This is a genomic window from Bacillus massilinigeriensis, assembly GCF_900111815.1.
Taxonomy (GTDB): domain Bacteria; phylum Bacillota; class Bacilli; order Bacillales; family Cytobacillaceae; genus Mesobacillus_C; species Mesobacillus_C mediterraneensis.
The window spans coordinates 1,783,026-1,803,975 of record NZ_LT630004.1 but is presented as its reverse complement, the minus strand read 5'-3'; the positions used below and the strand labels follow the sequence as shown (position 1 = coordinate 1,803,975).

Below are 20,950 nucleotides of genomic sequence, written 5' to 3'. Positions count from 1 at the left end.
ATAAAAGTGCCGGAAGCTCTTCTTTATTGTATAATTTCTCGGCTCGGCACAAATGCTATTTTGGAATGAATTTTCATGTTCTATTTGGAAAGAAACGCTCATAAGGTTGAAAGAGAGTTTCTTATTCAGGGAGGATAACAATGCGAGATTACATAAAGCGGCTGCTAATTGCTGTACTGATGGGAATTTGCGTAAGCCTATTATTTTTGGGGGGCAAGCATCCTGAGGCAAGTGTAAGCCTAGAGAAAGATGACCAAGACCATTGGGTTTGGCCTGCTTCAGGTAATGTGACAGATGTATATGGTACAAGAGGGGGAAAACATAAGGGAGTAGATATCGCTGGCCCGCTAAATGATGTTATTGTGGCAGTCGAAAGTGGGACGGTTACAAAATCATATTATTCCGCAAGCTACGGAAATGTAGTATTTGTTAAGCACCCTAATGGTTATGAAACAGTTTATGCCCACTTGAAAACAAGACAGGTTGCCGAAGGGCAAGATATTGAACAAGGGGACATTTTAGGTTATATGGGGAATACTGGTGATAGCTCCGGTGTTCATTTGCATTTCGAAGTTCATCAAGGAGAATGGACTTGGACTAAAGAGAACGCAGTCGATCCGGTAGGGATGCTTGGAGACATTAAAGTGGGACAAGCTGTTGCTGCAAAGAGCGTAGGAGGAAACAAAGCGGTCGAAACAGCAGGAGAAATGGATGCTAAAAAAGAGGACATGTATGCTACTGCGACACATATTGTAAAAAAGGGGGAAACCCTTTGGTCTATTTCGCAAAATTACGGAATTTCCGTTGAAGATCTCATGTCGCTCAACAATCTAAAGGGGGAGAGAATAACGGTGGGTAAAGCGCTTGAAATCACTCGAAAAGCTGCAGGGGAAAAGCAATACAGAGTATCCGAGGGGGAAACGCTTTATTCTATTTCGAAAAAACTCGGTATTACCATAGAGGAACTTCAGCAGCGCAATCGCTTATCGGGTAATAATATCCGAGCTAACCAAATTCTCGTTATAAAATAACTCAGACTATTCCCTTGAGATATCCGCTCAATTAAACGTATAATGAAAGGATAAAAGTTCGTAGGGGGATTGTTTTTGCTTACAGATTACCATAATCATTTGGAGAACGGCGAATTAACGCTTGATTATTTGATGCAGTTTACAAATGCTGCTGCAAAGCGGGGCATTGAACATTTCGGAATTTCCGAGCATGCCTATCATTTTTTCCAAACAGCGGATATTTTGCAAAATCCATGGGTGAACGAACGGCGCTTTTATGATATGGCTGATTATACGGCTTTATTTCATAAGGCATGGAGCAGTGGTATTGATGTGAAAATGTCCATTGAAATGGATTATACTCCAGATAAACATAAAGAAATGGAGAAATTCATTCAAAGCTATGACTTTGATTATGTAATTGGTTCCATTCATTGGGTCGGGGATTTTGGCATCGATCTTGGCGAATACATAGAAGAATGGGAAAAGAGAGACCTTTTTGAAGTATACTCTAATTATTTTGGGCAGGTCGTAACGCTTGCTGAGTCAAACTTGTTCGATATTGTAGGTCACCTCGATTTAGTGAAAATATTCAAGTATGTTCCAAAGGATGAAGAATTCTTACTCGAACAGTATGATAAGGCCACAACAGCATTATCTCGATCGAAGACATGCGTTGAAATCAGTACAGCGGGGCTGCGTAAACCTGTGGGTGAATTGTACCCTGATAAGCGTTTGCTGCAAATGTGCTATGATAAGAAAATTCCGATTGTCCTATCTTCTGATGCCCATTTTCCTAAGCATGTCGGTTACGATTATGAAAAAGCGGTAGAGCTTGCAAGAGAAGTAGGTTATAGGTCAATCATGACCTTCTCAAAAGGTTCCAGAAAAGAAGTGCCTATCGGCTAAATAATAGGTGAATTCGAAACGTTAACAGTAAGAAAGGGGCTGTTCCGAGTAATTATTTGGAACAGTCCCTTCTTTATTTATAGCCGGATTCGGTTCAGGGAAACAATATCGCCAACTTCTCTTATTTTTTCTAAAATACCACCTTCAAGCGGCCTGTCGAAAGTTAGTACCATGATAGCTTCGCCGCCCACTTCTTTTCTACCTACCTGCATGGTGGCGATATTAATCCCGGTCTCACCAAGTACATTACCGACACGGCCAATAACGCCTGGACGGTCCATATGTTGGATATACAGGAGATTTCCTTCCGGGCGGAAATCAATATTGAAACCATCCAAGTTCACAATCCTTGGTCCATAATGCTCTATATAAGTGCCTCGAGCAGTGAAAAAATGGTGGTCTCCTTTTACCGTTACGGAAACTGTATTTGCATAACCGTAGCTATTGGAAGAGATTTTTTCTCCGACAACAATGTCAAGTTCCTTTGCGATATGAACCGCATTTACTTCATTCACACTTGCATCAATACAATTCTTGAAAAATCCTGACAAGAGAGATTTCGTTAAATACGAAACTTCCAACTCTGCGACCGTGCCAGAATAAGTAACGGAGATTTCGTTTACTCCTTCCTGCAAGCACTGCGATACAATGGAACCCATCTTGGCAGCAAGCTGGTGGAAAGGCCGGATCTTCTCATAAATCTCTCGTGACATTGCCGGAAGGTTTATGGAATTTGCAACGGGTTTATCTTCGAAATAGGTTCGGACTGCTTCCGCAACCTGTGTTGCTACATTAAGTTGGGCCTCACGAGTGGAAGCGCCAAGATGGGGTGTTGTAATCACTTGGTCCAATTTCAAGAGAGGATGCTCACCTGGCGGCTCTGTAACGAAAACATCAAGTGCAGCACCTCCGACATGCCCATTCAGGATAAATTCTTCCAAGGCCTCTTCATCTATAATGCCACCCCTTGCACAGTTGAGCAGGTAGACCCCTTTTTTCGTTAGTTTTAAAGTATCCCTGTTGATGAGGCCTCTTGTTTCTTTTGTCAGGGGAGTATGTACAGTAATAATGTCAGCGTTTTTCAACACTTCCTCAAGGCTGCCAGAATCAATACCCATGTTTTCTGCCCGTTCTTTTGTAAGAAAAGGGTCAAATACCATTACCTTCATACCGAAAGCTCTTGCCCGTTTGGCAAGTTCCGATCCAATTCTGCCCATGCCGACAATACTTAAAGTCTTTCCGTACAACTCACTCCCGATAAATACATTCCGTTTCCACTCACCGTTTTTAACAGAGGCACAAGCTTGTGGAATGTTTCGGAGCAGGGATACCATCATAGCAAAAGTATGCTCTGCGGTCGAAATCGTATTGCCGTCGGGTGCGTTTACGACAATGACTCCTCTTTTAGTTGCTGCTTCGATATCAATATTGTCCACACCAACTCCCGCTCTTGCAACTATTTTCAAAGAAGGCATTCTATCAAGCAATTCAGCTGTTACTTTTGTTCCACTTCTGACAAGTAGCGCGTCGATTTGAGAGAGTGGTATATCCTGATCATACGTTTCCCCTCTATATACAACAGCATTTTCCATCTGAAGCAATGGCTGCAAACCTTCTTCCTTTATTGCATCCGCGGCTAGTATTTGAAACATCTTTCATCCTCCTCGGAAAAACTTCTTTAATTTTCTGATATTTTATAAGACGAATATTGAGATGTCAATGTCACAGAATGTTCATGTATGAAAGTGTAAGCGTTTTATAGAGGAAGGGTGTAGGGGCTGTCAGCGCGTAAAAAAATTTTTCAGACGAGAAAATGTTAGTGGATTTTCAATATTGATTATTGAAAAAAAGTAAAATAATTGTTTCCATTGTTTTTCTTATGCAAGGTACTTCACAAAGCATGGTTTTTTCAGTATAATAATTTCGTAATTTAATATTGATCTATCTTCGGGGCAGGGTGAAATTCCCGACCGGCGGTAATGAGCTTTGTGCTCTTTAGCCCGCGAGCCGAAAGGCAGGATTTGGTGAGATTCCAAAGCCGACAGTAAAGTCTGGATGGGAGGAGATGGAGGTTCTGCAGACGTTCAAAAAATTGCAGGTGTTTTGAACGTTTATTAAAGCGTGCCTCAGCAAACTCTCCCTCAAGTAGTAACTTGGGGGTTTTTAAAAGCTGAGGGAAGCTTATTGCCGAACCTTTCTTCTTTGAGTCGATGGATCTCAAAAAGGAGAGAGGAAAATGAAAAAAATGAATGTAAAAGCTTTTGTAACTATTGGCATGCTTAGCAGTATATCGTACTTGCTCATGCTGCTAAATTTCCCGCTGCCACCATTCCCTAATTTTTTAATGGTTGATTTCAGCGATATACCTGCGCTGATCGCTGCACTTGTTTTTGGGCCAGCCGCGGGTATCCTTGTGGAGCTTTTCAAAAATATTCTTCATTACTTTATGATGGGAAATCAAACAGGAGTCCCTATCGGGCAGATTGCCAATTTTGCTGCTGGAGCAGCGTTTATCCTTCCTGTCTGTTTTATTTATAATAGGGCAAAGTCAAAAAGAGGCATGACAACTGCGCTTGCGGCAGGAGTAGTGTTCATGGCGGTCCTGATGAGTGTTTTAAATTATTTTGTTTTCCTTCCGGCTTACGCATTCTTCATGAACTTTGAACTTCCGAAGATGCTTGCTGTAACTGCAATTCTTCCATTCAATCTTGTTAAGGGATTGTTAATCTCCGGAGCTTTCTTGCTCTTATTCGCTAAAATGGCTCCATGGATTGGTAAACAAAGCTTGAAGAATGCGTGATAAAAAATCAAACAGTGGCTTAGCCCATGTTTCAGACTGTAGGTAATTTCGGTTTCCAGCGAGTTATCTGCGGTCTTTTTTTAATTCTCTATGGGAAGGCTGTTCAGCCCTCGTTATTTCCTTTAAATACAAAATACCCCCGCAGGATAGCGGGGGTATGTACATATACTATTCAAATTTCAATGCATCGCCATTAAATGGTTCGTCAGCTACTTTGATGGAATCTGTCGGGCAACCTTCGAATGCATCCATCATATCATCAACTAGTACATCTGGAATCTCCACAATACCTTCGTTTTCATCAAGCGTTACGAAAGCGATGCCCTCGTCATCATAATCATAAATGTCTGGCGCAGCTGCTCCGCAAGCACCGCATGCAATGCAAGTTTCTTTGTCAACAATTGTATACTTTGCCATGTGAAATACCCTCCTGGTTTTTTCAATATGTTTCATTTCGTTACGGAATTGTGAAATTCAATTCTCTTATTCATTGTAAATCTGCTGGACTAACTTTTCAATAAAAAATGTATTGAGAATGCTTATCATACATAGGGTTTTAGAATGTATATAATAGCTTGTTCATCGCCTGTAGCCTGTTTCATGATAAAATGATTATGTCACTCCAGTATTAAATTTTACGCACTTTTTTCTAAAATTATGCAGGTTGAAAGGTGATATCATGGAAATTACCTATTTTGAGGCAGTTTTACTTCACTGCTTAAATAGATTGAAAGGAGAACGTACAATCTTTTCTCTTTTCCACCTATTTCATGGTAAAAAGTCTGCACAGACAATTCAAGATGCCCATTTTTATCATCTGACTCCTTTCTTTCATTCTTTTCCCGAGATAGAACGAGAAAAACTCATAGAGACAGCAATTCATTTACAATCTTCAGGGCTTCTCATATTGACAGCTGCTGATACTTGGATGGTAACGAAATCGGGGAAGATGAAGGCAGATAGGATCCTTAAGGCATATCCAATCCCTCAGTATCACGATGGCTTGAAATATCAGCATATCACTAGGGTATTCTGGGAAAGGCTGTCCCTCCTTGTTCAAGTGTGTTCCAACCTATTATATGAACAGAAAGACTATATACCGATTCAGAATAGGCAGGAAACCCTTCAATGGGTAAAGTCCTTCCTTCTTCATCGAAAAGAGAAAAGGAGGGATATCTCCGAACGGCTTTACCGAGAGCTGCTTTATTGTTTTGAGCGGGCACCTGCTTTGAATCCCACATTGTTTATCCTGCGGCTGACAGGGCATCAACGGATAGGGCTTACGCCAATCCAAGCCGCTGAAGTAACAGGTATGGATTATTTCCGTTTTCAGCTTGAATTTACAAATCTGCTTCATTTCCTTTTGAAGACAATTGAAGAGCAAGGATCAAGTTTACCAATTTTAAGTGCCGTTTCCAATATAGGCAGAGCTGCTGCACCTTTTACGCTCTCAGCTGAAAAAACCTTTTCCTTGTTGAATAAAGGTTATCAGCCCGATGAAATTGCTGCTATGAGAAATCTTAAATTAAACACCATCGAAGACCATATCGTTGAAATAGCATTAAATGCGCCTAAATTTGATATCTCAAAATATGTACAGCGAAAAAAAGAAGAAAAAATTATTGAGGCTGCCAGCAATACAACTGTCCGAAAATTAAAGGAAATTCGCAGCTTTGTCCCCGAAGCGAGTTATTTTGAAATTAGGTTAGTCCTGGCAAGGAGTGGGCAGAAATGGAACTAATGGAGGCACTAAGGGTCTATACCTCCCATAAGGAATTCCGGCCTGGGCAGAAACGAACGATATCTTCTGTTCTAGGAGGAAAGCACACGATCAGCATGCTTCCAACGGGTACTGGGAAGTCGTTATGCTATCAGCTTCCGGGATACATGAGAAAAGGTTCTGTTCTCATTGTATCTCCACTGCTTTCATTGATGCATGACCAGGTAGAACAGCTACGGGCTGCAGGAGAAAAAAGAGCGGTTGCGTTAAACTCGTTCCTTCCTCTTGAGGAAAAAAACAGGGCTATGGCATCCCTTGAAGGCTATAAATTCATTTTCATTTCTCCGGAAATGTTAGGTATTCCAATGGTGACTGCGAGGATGAAAGAACTTGAGATTGCATTATTCGTTGTGGATGAAGCCCATTGTATTTCACAATGGGGCTATGACTTTAGACCAGATTATGCAAGGCTTGGAGATGTTCGAGAAAATCTTGGGAATCCTATAACGCTAGCATTGACTGCAACTGCAACGAGTGAGGTAAGAGCGGATATTGCAAGGCAATTACATCTTGATGATTGGGAAGAAATTGTTTATTCAATTGATCGGCCTGCCATCGCGATATCTGTAGAACAGGTAGGCAGAGACAAAAAATTATCCCGTGTCATCGAGCTGGCAGAAAGCCTTGAAGGGCCGGGAATTATTTATTTTTCCAGCAAAAGAAAGGCGGAAGAAATAGCAATCCTTCTTCGTCAACATGGCATGAATGCGATGAGTTACCATGGAGGGCTGGAGCAGGAAAATAGGATATTGATACAGCAACAGTTCGTCAAAGGCCAGCTTGATATCATTTGTGCCACAAGTGCTTTCGGAATGGGAATTAACAAGCAGGATGTGAGGTTTATATTGCATTACCATATGCCGCTTGACATCGAATCCTATGTTCAGGAAATCGGTAGAGCAGGAAGAGACAACGGAAAAAGTATTGCCATTCTCCTTTATTCTCCAGGGGACGAGCAATTGAGCTTTGGGCTGGCAGCATTAGAGCTTCCGGATGATATTCAAATAAGCTCCTTCTTTTCGCTTGCAAAAGAAATTGGAATGAAGCCTGGAGACTGCAAAACTTATGAGAAACAACTTGTTCCGTCTGCTGGATTAACTGAGATTCAATGGAGATTGCTTTGTGACTTTCTCTTAAGATGGAAACAGGAAAAAATGGGTGCAATAGAAGAGAAATTCTCATTGTATGTAGAACAGAGGAGAAAGGTGAAATCAAACAAAATCAAGGATATGCTTGCCTTTATTTCTGCTGAAAGCTGCAAAAGGGTGTTTTTGCTCAAATTTTTTGGGGAAAATGCCGATATAAGTAAAGAAACCTGCTGCAGTTCCTGCGGTTTTTCTTATTTGTCCTTTGTCAAGAAAATCAAAAACAGTTCCAGAAATTATCATGTGACCTGGCAAGAAGAGCTAGCTTCACTATTATTGAGGCGGTAAATATGGATCGAAAGCATGCAGATCTAATCAAAGGGCTTAGTGATAAACAAATTCTGTACCATTTATACTTCACCCAATTTTTGCTTTTAATAGTGTCATGTATTATGGGTTCTTTTCTTTTTTCCAAGCCTGCTGATTTCTTTTCACTGTTTCGGTGGGGTGAACCAGAATTGCTTACAATTGGTGTCACCACTGGAGTAGCCGTGGCAGCAGTTGATTTATTGATGATGAGGCTGCTTCCTCCTCGGTTTTATGATGATGGAGGATTGAATGAGAAGCTCTTTCAAAACAGGACAATGATAGAAATAGCCTTCATTTCTGCGATTGTTGCCCTCTCGGAAGAGATTCTGTTCAGGGGGGTTATCCAAACTGCTTTTGGGCTGGTGCCATCTAGCATTATCTTTGCGTTAGTACATTATCGCTATTTATATAACTGGTTCTTGTTTGTCAATATTATGGTATTGAGTTTTTTGATCGGATATATATATAAGGAAACAGGTAATTTGTCTGTGACAATAACCATGCATTTTATGATTGATTTTCTTCTTGGCTTCATCATATCTATAAAGAAAAAAGGTTGACAGGAAGGGATGCAATATGAATTCAGAAGCGCCTTACAGGGACCAGGCTGAGAGATTGCGACAAAGAATTGTAAGAAATAAAAATTCCAATATGGAGAGTGGATTGCCGCCAAGAAGCAGTCAGCATGCAAAGAAAAAAAGCCGAACCAAATTAAAGATGAAATATCCTGTAATTAGGCTACTTGTCTTTTTCTTTCTGTTAATGATTGTATCTATTGTCGCTGCTACGATGTATCTGCCGGGTGACAGTGAGAGAAATGTCCCAGTAATCAACGATGGTTTTGAAAGTATTCGGGTTCAAAGCGGAGATAATCGAGAATAGGAATTGCCAGCTTTGTACTAAAAAGTGAAAGCGCAGCTTAAACTGTGCATTCATTTTTTCATATGTAAGGTTGTTGTTTCATATATTTCAAGCGAGGGGGGAGGAGCTTGGAAAGTCCGATTGTCACACTTAACAACAGAACAGATGAAGCAACAAAAAGAATGCTATTAGGTGTTGTAAAAAAGAAACAGAAATTTGACTCAGCAAAAAAAAAGCATCAGGTGTGTCTTTTAGCCTTCGTCACCATTTCAGCAGTTTATATTTATTATCTTTTTCAAAACGTGATAGAACCGAATTCGCATTCTGCATACAGCGTCTTCTCCCATTTCGTTTCAGTATCAGCCAATCTGTACTGGTTTGTCTTAACAGGCGGGCTGTTTGGCTTGATGAACCTTCTGAGAAACAAACGAGAGAAGGCAGAAAAGGAATTTCACGCATTAAGGTGCGAAATTATAGATAAAAGCAAGGATTTATGGAAAAAAGAAGAAGAATGGAAGAATAGACATCTTGTCTTTGAAATGATGAAGAAGCAGTATGATATAAATTTATACCATGAAAGTAAATGAAAGATGTACGAGTTTTTGTGAAAAATAATTTATGCTAAAGGATAATAGGGTTTTTTGTCGAATGTATATAGTGTATGAGCAGGACATAAACAACAGAGGTGAATAGGATGTTTATCAAAAGTATCATGATTCCCAAATTTAAATGTGTGACCATTCGTAACACTGATTCGCTAGAAGAAGCTTTTGAAAAATTAGAAGCACACAGCATTGATGCTCTTCCGGTCCTTGACGGGGATATTTACTTGGGGATCGTAACAAGATACGGCATCTTAAAAGGTTATTTTGATTCAGGTACTGATAAAACAGAATACTTGAAAAACACAAAGGCTGCAGAGGCAGTAGTTTTTGAAGACAAGTATTTGACTGGTTCTGAAATATTTGAAACAACTCTGCTAGAACTGAAGGATTTTCCATTGATGGCAGTGGTCAATGAGGAAGGAAAGCAGTTTTTAGGGGTTGTAACCAGAGCAGATGTCCTTGAACAGTTCGAAAGTGCTTTTGGAGTCAAGCAAAAAGGTGTCCGAATTGCATTTACCTCGGTTGAAACAGAAGGAAGAATTGCCCGCCTTGCGGAAATTGCTCATCAATTCCATGAACATATCATTTCCCTAGTTACTTTCGATGAGACAGATAAACTTGTCCGACGGATCGTTATGAAAGTGGAGAAAAAGGATAACGTAGACAAATTTATTGACAAATTGGAGCAGTCAGGCTTTCGTATTTTGAATATACACGAAGATTAACAGGAGTGTTTCACAGCCCCATGCAAAATGCATGGGGCTGTTTCAGCTATACATTTATATTAGAAGCGTGGTATGATTTTGTAAAATATTAGTTAAGGGGAAAATACTGAAAATGATCAAGGTTGTTCTACTCCTGCTGTTCTTATTAATATTGACACTGTTGATTCACATGTATCGGGAAGCATTTTCAGATAAAGTGTTCGAAATGGAGATAGCTTTAACAAATTTTCCTGCTCAATTTGGGGAGATAAAGATATTTTTTATTTCCGATATCCATCGAAGAAAAATTTCTGATACCATCATTAGTAAAGTGGCGGGAAAAGCAGAAATTGTGCTTATCGGCGGAGACCTTGCGGAAAAAGGGGTATCTTATGCAAGGATAGAAGAAAACATTAGAAAGCTGAAGGAAATTGGTCCGGTGTATTTTATTTGGGGGAATAATGACTACGAAATCGACCCGCATGAGTTAGATGCTCTTCTGTTAAGCATGGGAGTGAAAATACTTGATAATACAGCAGTGATTTTCGAGAGTGCTGAAGGGGAGACAATCGCTTTACTTGGTGTTGATGACATAACAGCCGGCAGATGTCAGCTCCATTACGCTATTGAAGACGCCGGAAATGCATCATTCAAAATATTAGCATGTCATAACCCAGCAATACTTGACTCCATTATAGAAGAACATGGAATAGGATTAGTCCTATCGGGTCATACCCATGGGGGACAAATTCGCTTATTTGGCATCGGACCTTATAAAAAGGGTGGGTTTAGGCAAGTTGGTTCGACTCCAATCTTTACGAGCAATGGTTATGGAACCTCGCTGTTGCCTCTTCGCTTGGGTGCAAGGGCAGAAACCCACATTTTGACGATAAAGAACAGCAGTATATAGCCATGAATAATCTAGAGGTATAAAATCATTGACCCGCCTAGGAATGAAGCAGGAAATCGCCTTTATAACGGTGAACAAATAAGGGTTCATAAAGGCCATATGATAAAGGTAAATCAGTGCCTGACGACAAGCTTAAGTGAGCGATTAAAGTCTCACAATACGGAAAAGTTTACATAAACTAAGATCAAGAGCTTTTGTGATGGCAGGGGGCATTATGATGCGCTTAGAAAGAATGACTCTCAATAAAATTAAAATTTTCCTTACATCTGACGATCTGTCAGACAGAGGGCTGACAAAAGAAGATATTTGGAAAGACTCATTAAAATGGCAGCAATTGTTTCAGGATATGCTAGAAGAAGCAAGCGATGAATTTGGGATTGATTTCTTCGGTTCAGTTGCTGTGGAGATATTTTCTTTGCATGCCCAAGGAATGGTAATGATAGTTACAATGGGGGAGCAAGTGACCGAAGAGGAGGATTATGCCAACGGTCTGATTGAGATGCAAGTGAAAATGGATGGGTGTGAAACTATTCTCTTTGAGTTTGCTTCATTTGAAGATATTGTGAGTCTTTCTACAAGACTTTCACAAGCCGGGATTATTGGCGGGACTCTCTATTCTTACAATGACACATATTTTTTGGAGATGGACTGTCCTAATATGGATCAAAATAAAGTAATTGCGATTTTAGCTGAGTATGGAAATTCATCGATTTTCAGCATCAACAGGCTAAAAGAGTATGGAAAGACCATTATTAGTGAGAGTGCTATAGAGACATTGCAGTTGCACTTTGGTTAAAGCGGAGTTTCTCCGCTTTATATTATTATACGAGTAAAATGAATAATTATGTAATTTCAGCAGTAAAACGATCTGTTTGATTTGAAAAAGTGTAGATATAAAGGGAATTTTTAAATATAGATGCAATAAAATTGAGAGCGTTTTCACAAAGTAATCGAAAAATCCCGAAAAGTATTATTTATCCTTGCATTAAATAATCAAAGGTGTATACTATGTCATGAAAGCAGACAACAACCGCAATGTGATTTAGGAGGTTTATTTTAATGGTAGCCGCAAACGGTAATGAAAATCAGCACAATGAAGACCAACACGACGTCTTACGATCCACGCAAACAGTGATTCACAAGGCGCTTGAGAAGCTTGGGTACCCTGAAGAGGTATACGAGCTGTTGAAAGAGCCACTCAGAATGATGACAGTAAAAATACCTGTTAAAATGGATGACGGTTCTGTTAAAGTCTTTACTGGCTACCGGGCGCAGCATAATGATGCAGTTGGTCCGACAAAGGGAGGTATACGCTTCCATCCGAATGTCACTGAGAAAGAAGTTAAAGCGCTCTCAATATGGATGAGTCTGAAATGCGGAATCGTTGACCTTCCATACGGCGGAGGCAAAGGTGGCATTATCTGTGATCCGCGTGATATGAGCTTTAGGGAACTGGAAAGATTAAGTCGGGGTTATGTTCGTGCAATCAGCCAAATCGTTGGCCCTACAAAGGACATACCTGCGCCTGATGTCTTTACCAATTCGCAGATTATGGCATGGATGATGGATGAATACAGCCGGATTGATGAATTCAATTCGCCAGGTTTTATTACAGGAAAACCGTTGGTACTTGGCGGTTCTCATGGCAGGGAATCTGCAACAGCCAAGGGTGTAACATTGTGTATCCGCGAGGCAGCGAAGAAAAAAGGCATTGATATTAAAGGTGCTAGAGTAGTAGTTCAGGGTTTTGGTAACGCAGGAAGCTTCCTGTCAAAATTCATGCACGATGCTGGCGCAAAAGTTGTGGGTATCTCTGATGCTTATGGCGCATTATATGATCCTGAAGGTCTCGACATTGACTATCTGTTGGATCGCCGGGACAGCTTTGGAACGGTGACGAAACTGTTCAATAATACGATTTCTAACAAGGAACTTCTTGAACTTGAATGTGATATCCTTGTACCTGCAGCAATCGAAAACCAGATTACAGAAGAAAATGCCCATAATATTAAGTCGAAGATTGTCGTGGAAGCAGCAAACGGTCCTACTACGCTGGAAGCAACTAGGATCTTGACAGACCGTGGAATTCTTTTAGTCCCAGATGTTCTTGCATCTGCTGGCGGTGTGACTGTCTCCTACTTTGAATGGGTTCAAAATAACCAAGGCTATTACTGGTCGGAAGAAGAAGTAGAAGAAAAACTTGAAAAAGTGATGGTAAAGTCTTTCAATAGTATTTATGAAACAGCCCACACTAGAAGAGTGGATATGCGTCTTGCTGCTTATATGGTCGGCGTCCGGAAAATGGCCGAAGCAAGCAGGTTCAGAGGCTGGATTTAAAAACCACCTGTATTAGAAAGGTATTCCAACATTGAATACCGTGCTGAAATCTCCTATCATATATGGATAGGAGATTTTTATTTATCTAAAAACGACATCCCAGGGAGTGAAAGCAATGAAAAATATAGAGGATGTAATTGTCGTCGGTGCTGGTCCTTGTGGCCTTGCTGCTGCAATTGCTTTGAAAAAAGTAGGGAAGAACCCCCTTATAATTGAAAAAGGAAACATTGTAAACGCAATTTATCATTATCCTACTCACCAGACTTTTTTTAGCAGTAGTGAAAAACTGTCTATTGGAGATATCCCTTTTATTACTGAAAATCATAAGCCAAAGCGAAATCAGGCACTTGTTTATTACCGGGAAGTAGCGAAAAGAGAAAATCTTCGCATTCATGCGTATGAGAGGGTAATTTCCATTACTAAATGCGGTGACCATTTCAGGCTAGTATCAGACAAACAAGAATATACCACTTCTTATGTGGTCATTGCAACAGGGTATTATGATAACCCTAATTATATGGGTATTCCGGGTGAGAACCTCTCTAAAGTTTTTCATTATTTCAAGGAAGCCCACCCTTTTTTTGATATGGATACAGCTGTGATAGGAGGAAAGAATTCGAGTGTGGATACAGCGCTCGAACTCGTCAAGGCAGGTGCCAGGGTTACAGTTCTTTACAGGGGAAAGAATTATTCTAACAGCATTAAGCCTTGGATACTTCCTGAATTCGAATCGCTTGTACGTAACGGTGTGATTCGGATGGAATTTGATGCAAGATTGACAGGAATACAGGAAGAAACAATCGAGTACTTAAAGGGCGGGGAGAAATATACCATTAAAAATGATGTTGTGTTTGCGATGACCGGTTACCATCCGGATCACGATTTTCTAAAGGATATTGGAATCTCCATCGATGATGAAACAGGAAAACCTGTTCATCACCCTGAAACAATGGAAACAAATATAAAAGGTGTTTTTATTGCTGGCGTAATTGCCGCAGGAAATAATGCCAATGAGATCTTTATTGAAAATGGCAGGTTTCATGGGGGACAGATTGCAGCTGCCATCGAAGAAAGAGAAAGAAACCGGGCAGAGTAATCACTGCCCGTTATTTCTAATGCTAGAGCTGGAACATCCGATCAATTTCTTTCATATCCGTCGTTTGAGAAAGAGCAATCAGCAGTTTTATTCTTGCCTTTTGCCCATTTAATCCGTTAGAGAAAATGAGGCCTAATTCTTTCAGCTGTTTACCTCCCCCTTCATATCCATATATATCTTGAACAATTCCGTTAAAGCAGCGGGAGACAATGACAACAGGAATATTTTCAGCAATGAGTTCTTTAACTCCAGGGAGAGCAGCAGGCGGGAGGTTGCCCTGTCCTAATGCTTCAATGACAACACCATCCACCTTCAAGCCTTTTACAGCACTCAAGAGCGAGCAATCCATTCCTGCATGCGCTTTAATTAAAATAGTTCTTTTTGATACGTCGACAATATCGTAGCTTTCCTGTCTAGCGGGCATATGGTGAAATAGTACTCCTCTCTTGGTTACAATGCCGATCGGACCATATTGTGGACTTTGAAAGGTGGAAACATTACTTGTGTGAGTTTTGGTTACGTTTTCAGCGGTGTGTATCTCGTCATTCAGGACAACAAGAACTCCTTTGCCTTTCGCTTCTTCGCTTGTAGCTACCCTGACAGCAGATAGAAGGTTATATAATCCATCTGACCCAATTTCATTACTTGATCTCATGGCCCCAGTTACCACAATTGGAAATTTTGTTTGTACAGTCAAATCGAGAAAATATGCTGTCTCCTCGAGCGTATCTGTTCCATGGGTGATGACCGCTCCTTCAATTTTCTTTTCTCTGCCATGGCAATCTAGAATAGACTTTAATTTCAGCATTTCTTTTGGAGTGATATGAGGAGATGGCAAGTTAAACGGCTCCTCAATAATGATGTTTGCTAAATCAGAAATCATATCAGATTTGTCTGTTAATGGGTTCGTTTCACCAGGCGCAACCGATCCGGTTTTATCTTCCCTCATGGATATAGTGCCACCTGTATGGATGATGAGGATATTCTTTTTCATATTGTTACCTCCATAATTACACTTGCGAATAAAATTCCATTTTATTTCTACTGATATCATGATACGATGATTACAACAAATTGAAAAGAGGGGGAGCCTATGCTGGGAATAGTTGCTGCAGGGATTGCTCCCGGATTGGCTTTGCTTAGCTATTTTTACCTGAGGGACCAATACGATAGCGAACCGCTTTCTATGGTATTTAAAACTTTTATTTTCGGTGCGATTCTCGTATTTCCCATCATGTTCATACAGTATGTTATTCAGACGGAAGTAGGCTCCCAGTCCGTAATATCCCAGGCTTTTTGGAATGCTGGTTTTCTTGAGGAATTTTTCAAATGGTTTATTATTTATTATACAGTATATAAACATGTTGTCTTTGATGAACCATATGACGGCATTGTTTATGGTGCTTCCGTTTCCTTAGGTTTTGCCACGGTTGAAAACATTTTCTACCTGTTCTCTAATGGTTTGGAATTTGCACTTGGACGTGCTCTTCTGCCTGTTTCCAGTCATGCTTTATTTGGGGTAATTATGGGGTATTATTTGGGAAAAGGGAAATTTTCTGAAAAATCGAAGGCTAAATGGATTGCGTTAGCTCTTCTTATTCCATTAGTCCTTCATGGACTCTATGATTATATCTTATTTACAATGAAAGATTGGCTCGCACTGATGGTTCCCTTTATGATTTTCCTCTGGTGGCTGGGTCTTGTTAAAGTAAAAAAAGCAAGAATATTGAGCACCAGGCATTTCGAAAACTCTTTGTTTAAAAGCTCCTTCATTTCTGAAAAATGAAGGAGCTTTTCTATTTGCTTGTATAAAAGTCTGACGTTGACAAAAAATAGAGTCAAATCAAATTGCTAACTGTTAGGGGGGGCAAAATGAAAAGGATTAGATTACGCTGCAAGACACTTTTGCTTATTGCCATGCTTGCGGTTGTGCCAATTGCCATGATAGAGCAACCAACGGAGGCTTTTTCTAACCAAGTAATTCAGAGAGGTGCCGTTGGCGAAGATGTTATTGAGCTGCAATCAAGGCTTCAGTATCTAGGCTACTATAAAGGAAAAGTAGACGGAGTATTTGGCTGGGGGACTTATTGGGCTCTTAGGAACTTCCAAGAAAAGTTTGGACTTCCGGTAGATGGGTTGGCTGGTGCCAAAACAAAACAAAAGCTTGTGAAGGCCTCGAAGTATAACAGGAGCACTGCGACAAAGAAAACCAAATCTCCGCAAACGAAAGTCACAGCTGCAAATGTCCCGAATGGATATTCTAAAAACGATATCCAGCTCATGGCAAACGCAGTCCATGGGGAGGCGAGGGGCGAACCTTATATCGGACAGGTCGCAGTTGCAGCCGTCATTATCAATAGAGTAGAAAACGCTTCTTTTCCAAATTCTATTTCTGGAGTCATTTTTGAACCAGGTGCCTTCACGGCAGTGGCTGACGGCCAAATATGGCTAACTCCAAACGAAACTTCCAAGAAGGCCGTCGTAGATGCGCTGAATGGATGGGATCCTACCGGGGATGCATTATACTATTTCAATCCGGCCACCGCTACAAGTAAATGGATCTGGAGCCGTCCGCAAATCAAAAGAATCGGGAAGCACATTTTTTGTGAATAGGGGTGATTGTATTGTTAAGGGGCATCATTATTGCATTGCTATCTATTGCGGTAGCAGGGACAGGATATTGGGGCTATCAAGAGCATCGGGAGAAGAATGCCATTCTCATCAATGCGGAAAACACTTACCAGCGGGCATTCCACGATCTTACTTTTCAAATGGACCTGCTGCATGACAAGATAGGGACTTCTCTCGCAATGAACTCGCGAACATCCCTTTCGCCTGCGCTTGCCGAGGTTTGGAGAATTACGTCAGAAGCACAAAGCGACGTTGGCCAGCTTCCGTTAACGCTTCTTCCTTTCAACAAAACGGAAGAGTTATTAACGAATATCGGAGAGTTCACATACAGAACAGCCGTTAGGGATCTCGATAAGAATCCACTTTCTGATCAAGAATATAAAACATTAGAATCCCTTTATAAGCAATCAGGTGATATTAAGCGAGACTTGAGACAAGTTCAACATCTTGTATTGAAAAATAATCTGAGATGGATGGATGTTGAAATGGCATTGGCAACAGGAAAAGAAGCAGCAGATAATACGATTATTGATGGTCTGAAGACAGTGGAAAAAACAGTAGAAGGCTTTGCCGAAAATGATTTTGGTCCTGCTGCATTTGGCATGAAAAAAAATAACAATGGGTTCAAGTACTTAAAAGGAAATCAAATAACAAAAGAACATGCTGTTACCATGTTGAAAAAAACTGTTCCAAATATTAAAGAAACTGAAATACGTGTTACGAAAAATGGAAAAGGCTCCGAAAACAGCTTTTTCAGTGTCAATATGACATCAAAAGTTAACGGTTCCGAAGCAACAATGGATATTACTAAAAAAGGGGGGTATCCTATTTGGTTTATTTTTTCGAGAGAGATGGGGAAACAAAAACTGAGTCTAAATGAAGCGGAGAAAAAGGCATTAGCCTTTTTAAGGGAAAATAAATTTGAGGATATCGAATTGTTGGACAGTGTTCAATATGACACTGCAGGAACATTCACTTACGTAGGAAACAAAGAGGGAGTAAGGATATATCCTGATACTTTGAAGGTTAAAGTAGGACTCGATAATGGAGGCATAATAGGTTTCTCGGGTGAAGATTATTTGAAATCTCACCATCAAAGGGCGTCGTTTGAGCCGGGTATTCAGGAATCAGAGGCGTTGACAAAAGTTAATCCCAATGTGGCTATAAAAGAAAAAAGGCTTGCCGTCATGTTAAACAAGCTGGGAGAGGAAGTCCTTTGCTACGAGTTTACCGGAACACTTGGAAAAGACACCTATCGAATTTTTATAAATGCAAACAATGGTGAAGAAGAACAGGTGGATAGGATGGATAATATCGAGGCGAATTTTTAAAGCATATATGATTTAAAGCCGGCAGTTCCTATGCGGCTTTTTTTTTGTTGAAAGTTTGAGAGCCCATCACAAAGTGCTCTTGCACAGGACTTTCATTTAAGTGATAATGAAAGACAGGATTGAAAAAAAGGGACATTAAGGAAAGAGTGGGCGAGATGCTGAAAATTGGGGATGCCATTATACTGGAACATTTTTACGGCAATGCTTGTGAAAGCTATAAATGCAAAATTGTTGAGATGAGGGAGAATAGTCTATTTATTGACTATCCATTAAACATCAATACAGGGAAAAATGTCTATCTTTTGGAAGGGACCCCTCTAAAGGCAATGTTTACAGGAGAGGGAGGGGGAAGATATCAGTTCCCTACGGAAGTAAAAGGCAGGATAAAAGAAGGAATTCCTATGTTGATTCTTTCTAAGCCTAATCCAGCTACCGTGATCAAAGTACAGCGAAGGCAATATGTCAGAGTGGAGGCATCCATCGATATTGCTGTATTGTCACTGGAAACTGGCAGAACAATGTTTACTGCGGTTACGGAGGACTTTAGTGCAGGCGGTGCTGCTCTCCTGGCTGCTGAGGGAAAAAAGCTTAAACCTGGTATAGAAGTGATCTGTCTCCTAGTTTTGCCGATGCAGGATGGAGAATTCAAGTATAGACATATTCGCAGTAAAATTATTAGAACCCAAGAAAAGGACACAGGATACTTCCGCATTTCTGTCATGTTCCTTGATGCTTCTCCGCTAGATAAGCAACTTTTCCTCAGATTTTGCTTTGAGCGGCAGCTTGATTTGAAAAAGAAAGGTCTATTAGTACATGGTTAAAACTTTTCGTTCTTTTCCATAATAGGGATGAGGTGGAGAAAATGAAAAGCTTTGAGCGCATATTAATTAAACTTTTAATTATTCAGGGATTGTTTATGTTATTGTCACAGTTGTTCTTGCATCAACTAAACTTGTTCCCTCAGTTGGACAGAATCTCACGCTATGAAGGAGTCATAAAGGAAAAAAGTCCCGAGACAGTAGAGACCATCCGCCCTTGGAGCAGTGAAAAATAGCAAAGTATCAGAGGTTTAGCGGTGAAGTTGTGTTAAAATATATAGAGTACAAATGCATTAATGGTTTTACAGGAGGAAATATGAGAAAGATATCCATTGCAATTGACGGTCCTGCTGCAGCAGGAAAAAGTACTGTCGCTAAAATAGTGGCAGAAAAATTGGCTTACATATATATTGATACGGGTGCAATGTACCGGGCATTGACACTAAAAGCAATCATGCACGAAGCGGATTTGCAATCTGAAGACGAAGTAGCAAATATTCTGCAACAGACTGAAATCAAACTGCTCCCTGGCATTGATGGTCAAATTGTCCTTCTCGATGGCAAGGATGTTTCTACCGAAATCAGGAAAGAGAATGTTACAAACAGTGTGTCCTTTGTGGCGAGACATGAAGCTGTCAGGAAGGAAATGGTCAGAAGACAGCAGCTGTTCGCTCTACAAGGCGGTGTAGTAATGGACGGCAGGGACATTGGCACGCATGTTCTTCCTAATGCCGAAGTGAAAGTATTCCTGTTAGCGAGTGTGGAGGAACGTGCTCAGCGTCGCCATGCAGAAAACATAAAAAAAGGCTTTCCTTCTAATCTTGATACACACAGAGCAGAAATTGCCCGCCGGGATAAAATCGACTCAGAACGAGAAATTGCTCCCTTGAAAAAGGCGGAGGATGCTGTAGAAATTGATACTACTTCGCTTTCCATCGGGCAAGTAGTGGATAAAATAATGGGTTTAACGCATGAAAGGATTGGTTGAATTTGAATATTTATACAATTACTAAAAACTTAGTATATGGTGTATTAAAACCAATCTACCGCTTCGAAGTGATAGGAAACAAAAATTTTCCGAAAGATGGGGGAGTTCTTCTCTGTACCAATCACATCGATAATCTTGACCCGCCGGTTGTAGGGATAACAGCTCCGAGACCTGTCCATTTCATGGCTAAGGCGGAGCTTTTTGATGTTCCCTTTTTAGGGAGAATTGTCCAAAGGCTAAATGCTTTCCCGGTAAAACGCGGAATGAGCGATCGTGAGGCATTAAGAAAGGGTTTGGCAATTTTAAAAGAAGGAAAGGTTTTAGGACTGTTTCCAGAGGGAACTAGAAGCAAGACGGGAGAACTTGGCGAAGGACTAGCAGGGGCCGGTTTTTTTGCATTACGTTCTAACGCTAACATTGTTCCTTGCGCCATCATTGGCCCGTATAAGGCATTTAGAAGGCTTAAAATCGTTTATGGGGAACCTATTTCCTTCGAGGATTTACGAAGCAGGAAAGCAAGTGCTGAGGAAGCAACGGAGAGGATTATGAATGAAATTCGGAAGCTGATCGAAGAATACAGATAATGGTTTCTGCTTGACAAAAACAGCTATTTGTAAGAAGTTATTAAATAGAAATAATTTAAAATATTCTATATTACTATTGTTACCTGTGTGATGTTTCATCACTTTCTATATTACAGGACAGTCATGGACAAG

General features: G+C 40.5%; 23 protein-coding genes and 1 riboswitch. Of the genes, 20 read left to right on the top strand and 3 right to left on the bottom strand.

What is annotated here, in order from left to right:
• The first annotated feature begins 140 nt into the window (after positions 1-140).
• The gene (locus tag BQ5796_RS09450; RefSeq protein WP_071460005.1) at positions 141-1,031 is read left to right on the top strand and encodes a M23 family metallopeptidase; all 891 of its coding nucleotides are present in this window, start codon (positions 141-143) and stop codon (positions 1,029-1,031) included.
• A gap of 75 nt (positions 1,032-1,106) precedes the next feature.
• The gene (locus tag BQ5796_RS09445; protein ID WP_071460004.1) at positions 1,107-1,919 is read left to right on the top strand and encodes a histidinol-phosphatase; all 813 of its coding nucleotides are present in this window, start codon (positions 1,107-1,109) and stop codon (positions 1,917-1,919) included.
• 77 nt (positions 1,920-1,996) lie between these two features.
• On the opposite strand, the gene serA is transcribed toward BQ5796_RS09445, so the two are convergent.
• A complete protein-coding gene (gene serA / locus BQ5796_RS09440) occupies positions 1,997-3,571 on the bottom strand; it encodes a phosphoglycerate dehydrogenase (protein WP_071460003.1) in 1,575 nt (524 codons plus the stop codon).
• Between the two features lie 287 nt (positions 3,572-3,858).
• A riboswitch (FMN riboswitch) is annotated at positions 3,859-3,990 on the top strand.
• 165 nt (positions 3,991-4,155) lie between these two features.
• Here serA and BQ5796_RS09435 point away from each other — a divergent pair.
• Complete coding sequence (locus tag BQ5796_RS09435; protein ID WP_071460002.1) at positions 4,156-4,719, top strand: ECF transporter S component; 564 nt, start codon at positions 4,156-4,158, stop codon at positions 4,717-4,719.
• Between the two features lie 168 nt (positions 4,720-4,887).
• Here the strand turns inward: BQ5796_RS09435 and BQ5796_RS09430 are convergent, their stop codons facing one another.
• Positions 4,888-5,136 (bottom strand): ferredoxin, encoded by a 249-nt coding sequence (locus tag BQ5796_RS09430; RefSeq protein ID WP_071460001.1) that lies wholly within the window; start codon positions 5,134-5,136, stop codon positions 4,888-4,890.
• 262 nt (positions 5,137-5,398) lie between these two features.
• Here BQ5796_RS09430 and BQ5796_RS09425 point away from each other — a divergent pair, with 262 nt between their 5' ends.
• The 10 genes from BQ5796_RS09425 (at position 5,399) to BQ5796_RS09380 (ending at position 14,466) form a co-directional block, all read left to right on the top strand.
• Positions 5,399-6,460, top strand: coding sequence for a YpbB family protein (locus BQ5796_RS09425; RefSeq protein WP_071460000.1), 1,062 nt, complete (start codon positions 5,399-5,401; stop codon positions 6,458-6,460).
• On the top strand, positions 6,451-7,932 hold the full coding sequence (locus BQ5796_RS09420; protein ID WP_071459999.1) for a RecQ family ATP-dependent DNA helicase: 1,482 nt from the start codon (positions 6,451-6,453) through the stop codon (positions 7,930-7,932). Before BQ5796_RS09425 ends, BQ5796_RS09420 begins: the two co-directional genes overlap by 10 nt.
• A 2-nt stretch (positions 7,933-7,934) precedes the next feature.
• Positions 7,935-8,513, top strand: a complete 579-nt coding sequence (locus BQ5796_RS09415) for a CPBP family intramembrane glutamic endopeptidase (protein WP_071459998.1) — start codon at positions 7,935-7,937, stop codon at positions 8,511-8,513.
• 16 nt (positions 8,514-8,529) lie between these two features.
• Positions 8,530-8,835, top strand: a complete 306-nt coding sequence (locus BQ5796_RS09410) for a hypothetical protein (RefSeq protein ID WP_071459997.1) — start codon at positions 8,530-8,532, stop codon at positions 8,833-8,835.
• Between the two features lie 107 nt (positions 8,836-8,942).
• Entirely contained in the window at positions 8,943-9,401 is a 459-nt protein-coding gene (locus BQ5796_RS09405; protein ID WP_234969327.1) for a YpbF family protein, read from the top strand.
• A 107-nt stretch (positions 9,402-9,508) separates the two neighbouring features.
• Entirely contained in the window at positions 9,509-10,144 is a 636-nt protein-coding gene (locus tag BQ5796_RS09400) for a CBS domain-containing protein (RefSeq protein WP_071459996.1), read from the top strand.
• A gap of 112 nt (positions 10,145-10,256) precedes the next feature.
• Positions 10,257-11,033, top strand: a complete 777-nt coding sequence (locus BQ5796_RS09395) for a metallophosphoesterase (protein WP_071459995.1) — start codon at positions 10,257-10,259, stop codon at positions 11,031-11,033.
• A gap of 217 nt (positions 11,034-11,250) precedes the next feature.
• Complete coding sequence (locus BQ5796_RS09390) at positions 11,251-11,829, top strand: genetic competence negative regulator (RefSeq protein WP_071459994.1); 579 nt, start codon at positions 11,251-11,253, stop codon at positions 11,827-11,829.
• A gap of 263 nt (positions 11,830-12,092) precedes the next feature.
• Entirely contained in the window at positions 12,093-13,370 is a 1,278-nt protein-coding gene (locus BQ5796_RS09385) for a Glu/Leu/Phe/Val family dehydrogenase (RefSeq protein ID WP_071459993.1), read from the top strand.
• 115 nt (positions 13,371-13,485) lie between these two features.
• The gene (locus tag BQ5796_RS09380) at positions 13,486-14,466 is read left to right on the top strand and encodes a YpdA family putative bacillithiol disulfide reductase (protein ID WP_071459992.1); all 981 of its coding nucleotides are present in this window, start codon (positions 13,486-13,488) and stop codon (positions 14,464-14,466) included.
• A gap of 22 nt (positions 14,467-14,488) precedes the next feature.
• On the opposite strand, the gene BQ5796_RS09375 is transcribed toward BQ5796_RS09380, so the two are convergent.
• A complete protein-coding gene (locus tag BQ5796_RS09375; RefSeq protein WP_071459991.1) occupies positions 14,489-15,460 on the bottom strand; it encodes an asparaginase in 972 nt (323 codons plus the stop codon).
• A gap of 99 nt (positions 15,461-15,559) precedes the next feature.
• Between BQ5796_RS09375 and prsW the strand changes: the two genes are divergently transcribed.
• The 7 genes from prsW to BQ5796_RS09340 all read left to right on the top strand — a co-directional run bounded on the left by prsW (position 15,560) and on the right by BQ5796_RS09340 (position 20,818).
• The gene (gene prsW, locus BQ5796_RS09370; RefSeq protein WP_071459990.1) at positions 15,560-16,252 is read left to right on the top strand and encodes a glutamic-type intramembrane protease PrsW; all 693 of its coding nucleotides are present in this window, start codon (positions 15,560-15,562) and stop codon (positions 16,250-16,252) included.
• A gap of 131 nt (positions 16,253-16,383) precedes the next feature.
• The gene (gene sleB / locus BQ5796_RS09365; protein WP_234969377.1) at positions 16,384-17,079 is read left to right on the top strand and encodes a spore cortex-lytic enzyme; all 696 of its coding nucleotides are present in this window, start codon (positions 16,384-16,386) and stop codon (positions 17,077-17,079) included.
• Positions 17,080-17,090: 11 nt separating this feature from the next.
• Complete coding sequence (ypeB, locus tag BQ5796_RS09360) at positions 17,091-18,428, top strand: germination protein YpeB (RefSeq protein ID WP_071459988.1); 1,338 nt, start codon at positions 17,091-17,093, stop codon at positions 18,426-18,428.
• Positions 18,429-18,583: 155 nt separating this feature from the next.
• Positions 18,584-19,249, top strand: coding sequence for a flagellar brake protein (locus BQ5796_RS09355; RefSeq protein WP_071459987.1), 666 nt, complete (start codon positions 18,584-18,586; stop codon positions 19,247-19,249).
• 41 nt (positions 19,250-19,290) lie between these two features.
• Entirely contained in the window at positions 19,291-19,482 is a 192-nt protein-coding gene (locus BQ5796_RS09350; protein WP_071459986.1) for a YpfB family protein, read from the top strand.
• A gap of 80 nt (positions 19,483-19,562) precedes the next feature.
• On the top strand, positions 19,563-20,234 hold the full coding sequence (gene cmk / locus BQ5796_RS09345) for a (d)CMP kinase (protein WP_071459985.1): 672 nt from the start codon (positions 19,563-19,565) through the stop codon (positions 20,232-20,234).
• Between the two features lie 2 nt (positions 20,235-20,236).
• Positions 20,237-20,818 carry a lysophospholipid acyltransferase family protein gene (locus BQ5796_RS09340; RefSeq protein ID WP_071459984.1) on the top strand — a complete coding sequence of 194 codons (582 nt, stop codon included), beginning with the start codon at positions 20,237-20,239 and terminating at the stop codon, positions 20,816-20,818.
• Positions 20,819-20,950 lie beyond the last annotated feature (132 nt).

Bases quoted from the DNA above. Each gene is read 5' to 3' on its own strand.
- BQ5796_RS09435 (WP_071460002.1), top strand. From the start codon at position 4,156: ATGAAAAAAATGAATGTAAAAGCTTTTGTAACTATTGGCATGCTTAGC.
- BQ5796_RS09380 (WP_071459992.1), top strand. From the start codon at position 13,486: ATGAAAAATATAGAGGATGTAATTGTCGTCGGTGCTGGTCCTTGTGGC.
- BQ5796_RS09410 (WP_071459997.1), top strand. From the start codon at position 8,530: ATGAATTCAGAAGCGCCTTACAGGGACCAGGCTGAGAGATTGCGACAA.
- prsW (WP_071459990.1), top strand. From the start codon at position 15,560: ATGCTGGGAATAGTTGCTGCAGGGATTGCTCCCGGATTGGCTTTGCTT.
- BQ5796_RS09390 (WP_071459994.1), top strand. From the start codon at position 11,251: ATGCGCTTAGAAAGAATGACTCTCAATAAAATTAAAATTTTCCTTACA.
- BQ5796_RS09385 (WP_071459993.1), top strand. From the start codon at position 12,093: ATGGTAGCCGCAAACGGTAATGAAAATCAGCACAATGAAGACCAACAC.
- BQ5796_RS09415 (WP_071459998.1), top strand. From the start codon at position 7,935: ATGGATCGAAAGCATGCAGATCTAATCAAAGGGCTTAGTGATAAACAA.
- BQ5796_RS09420 (WP_071459999.1), top strand. From the start codon at position 6,451: ATGGAACTAATGGAGGCACTAAGGGTCTATACCTCCCATAAGGAATTC.
- serA (WP_071460003.1), bottom strand. From the start codon at position 3,571: ATGTTTCAAATACTAGCCGCGGATGCAATAAAGGAAGAAGGTTTGCAG.
- BQ5796_RS09350 (WP_071459986.1), top strand. From the start codon at position 19,291: ATGAAAAGCTTTGAGCGCATATTAATTAAACTTTTAATTATTCAGGGA.
- BQ5796_RS09425 (WP_071460000.1), top strand. From the start codon at position 5,399: ATGGAAATTACCTATTTTGAGGCAGTTTTACTTCACTGCTTAAATAGA.
- BQ5796_RS09450 (WP_071460005.1), top strand. From the start codon at position 141: ATGCGAGATTACATAAAGCGGCTGCTAATTGCTGTACTGATGGGAATT.
- BQ5796_RS09400 (WP_071459996.1), top strand. From the start codon at position 9,509: ATGTTTATCAAAAGTATCATGATTCCCAAATTTAAATGTGTGACCATT.
- BQ5796_RS09430 (WP_071460001.1), bottom strand. From the start codon at position 5,136: ATGGCAAAGTATACAATTGTTGACAAAGAAACTTGCATTGCATGCGGT.
- BQ5796_RS09395 (WP_071459995.1), top strand. From the start codon at position 10,257: ATGATCAAGGTTGTTCTACTCCTGCTGTTCTTATTAATATTGACACTG.
- sleB (WP_234969377.1), top strand. From the start codon at position 16,384: ATGCTTGCGGTTGTGCCAATTGCCATGATAGAGCAACCAACGGAGGCT.
- BQ5796_RS09355 (WP_071459987.1), top strand. From the start codon at position 18,584: ATGCTGAAAATTGGGGATGCCATTATACTGGAACATTTTTACGGCAAT.
- cmk (WP_071459985.1), top strand. From the start codon at position 19,563: ATGAGAAAGATATCCATTGCAATTGACGGTCCTGCTGCAGCAGGAAAA.
- BQ5796_RS09375 (WP_071459991.1), bottom strand. From the start codon at position 15,460: ATGAAAAAGAATATCCTCATCATCCATACAGGTGGCACTATATCCATG.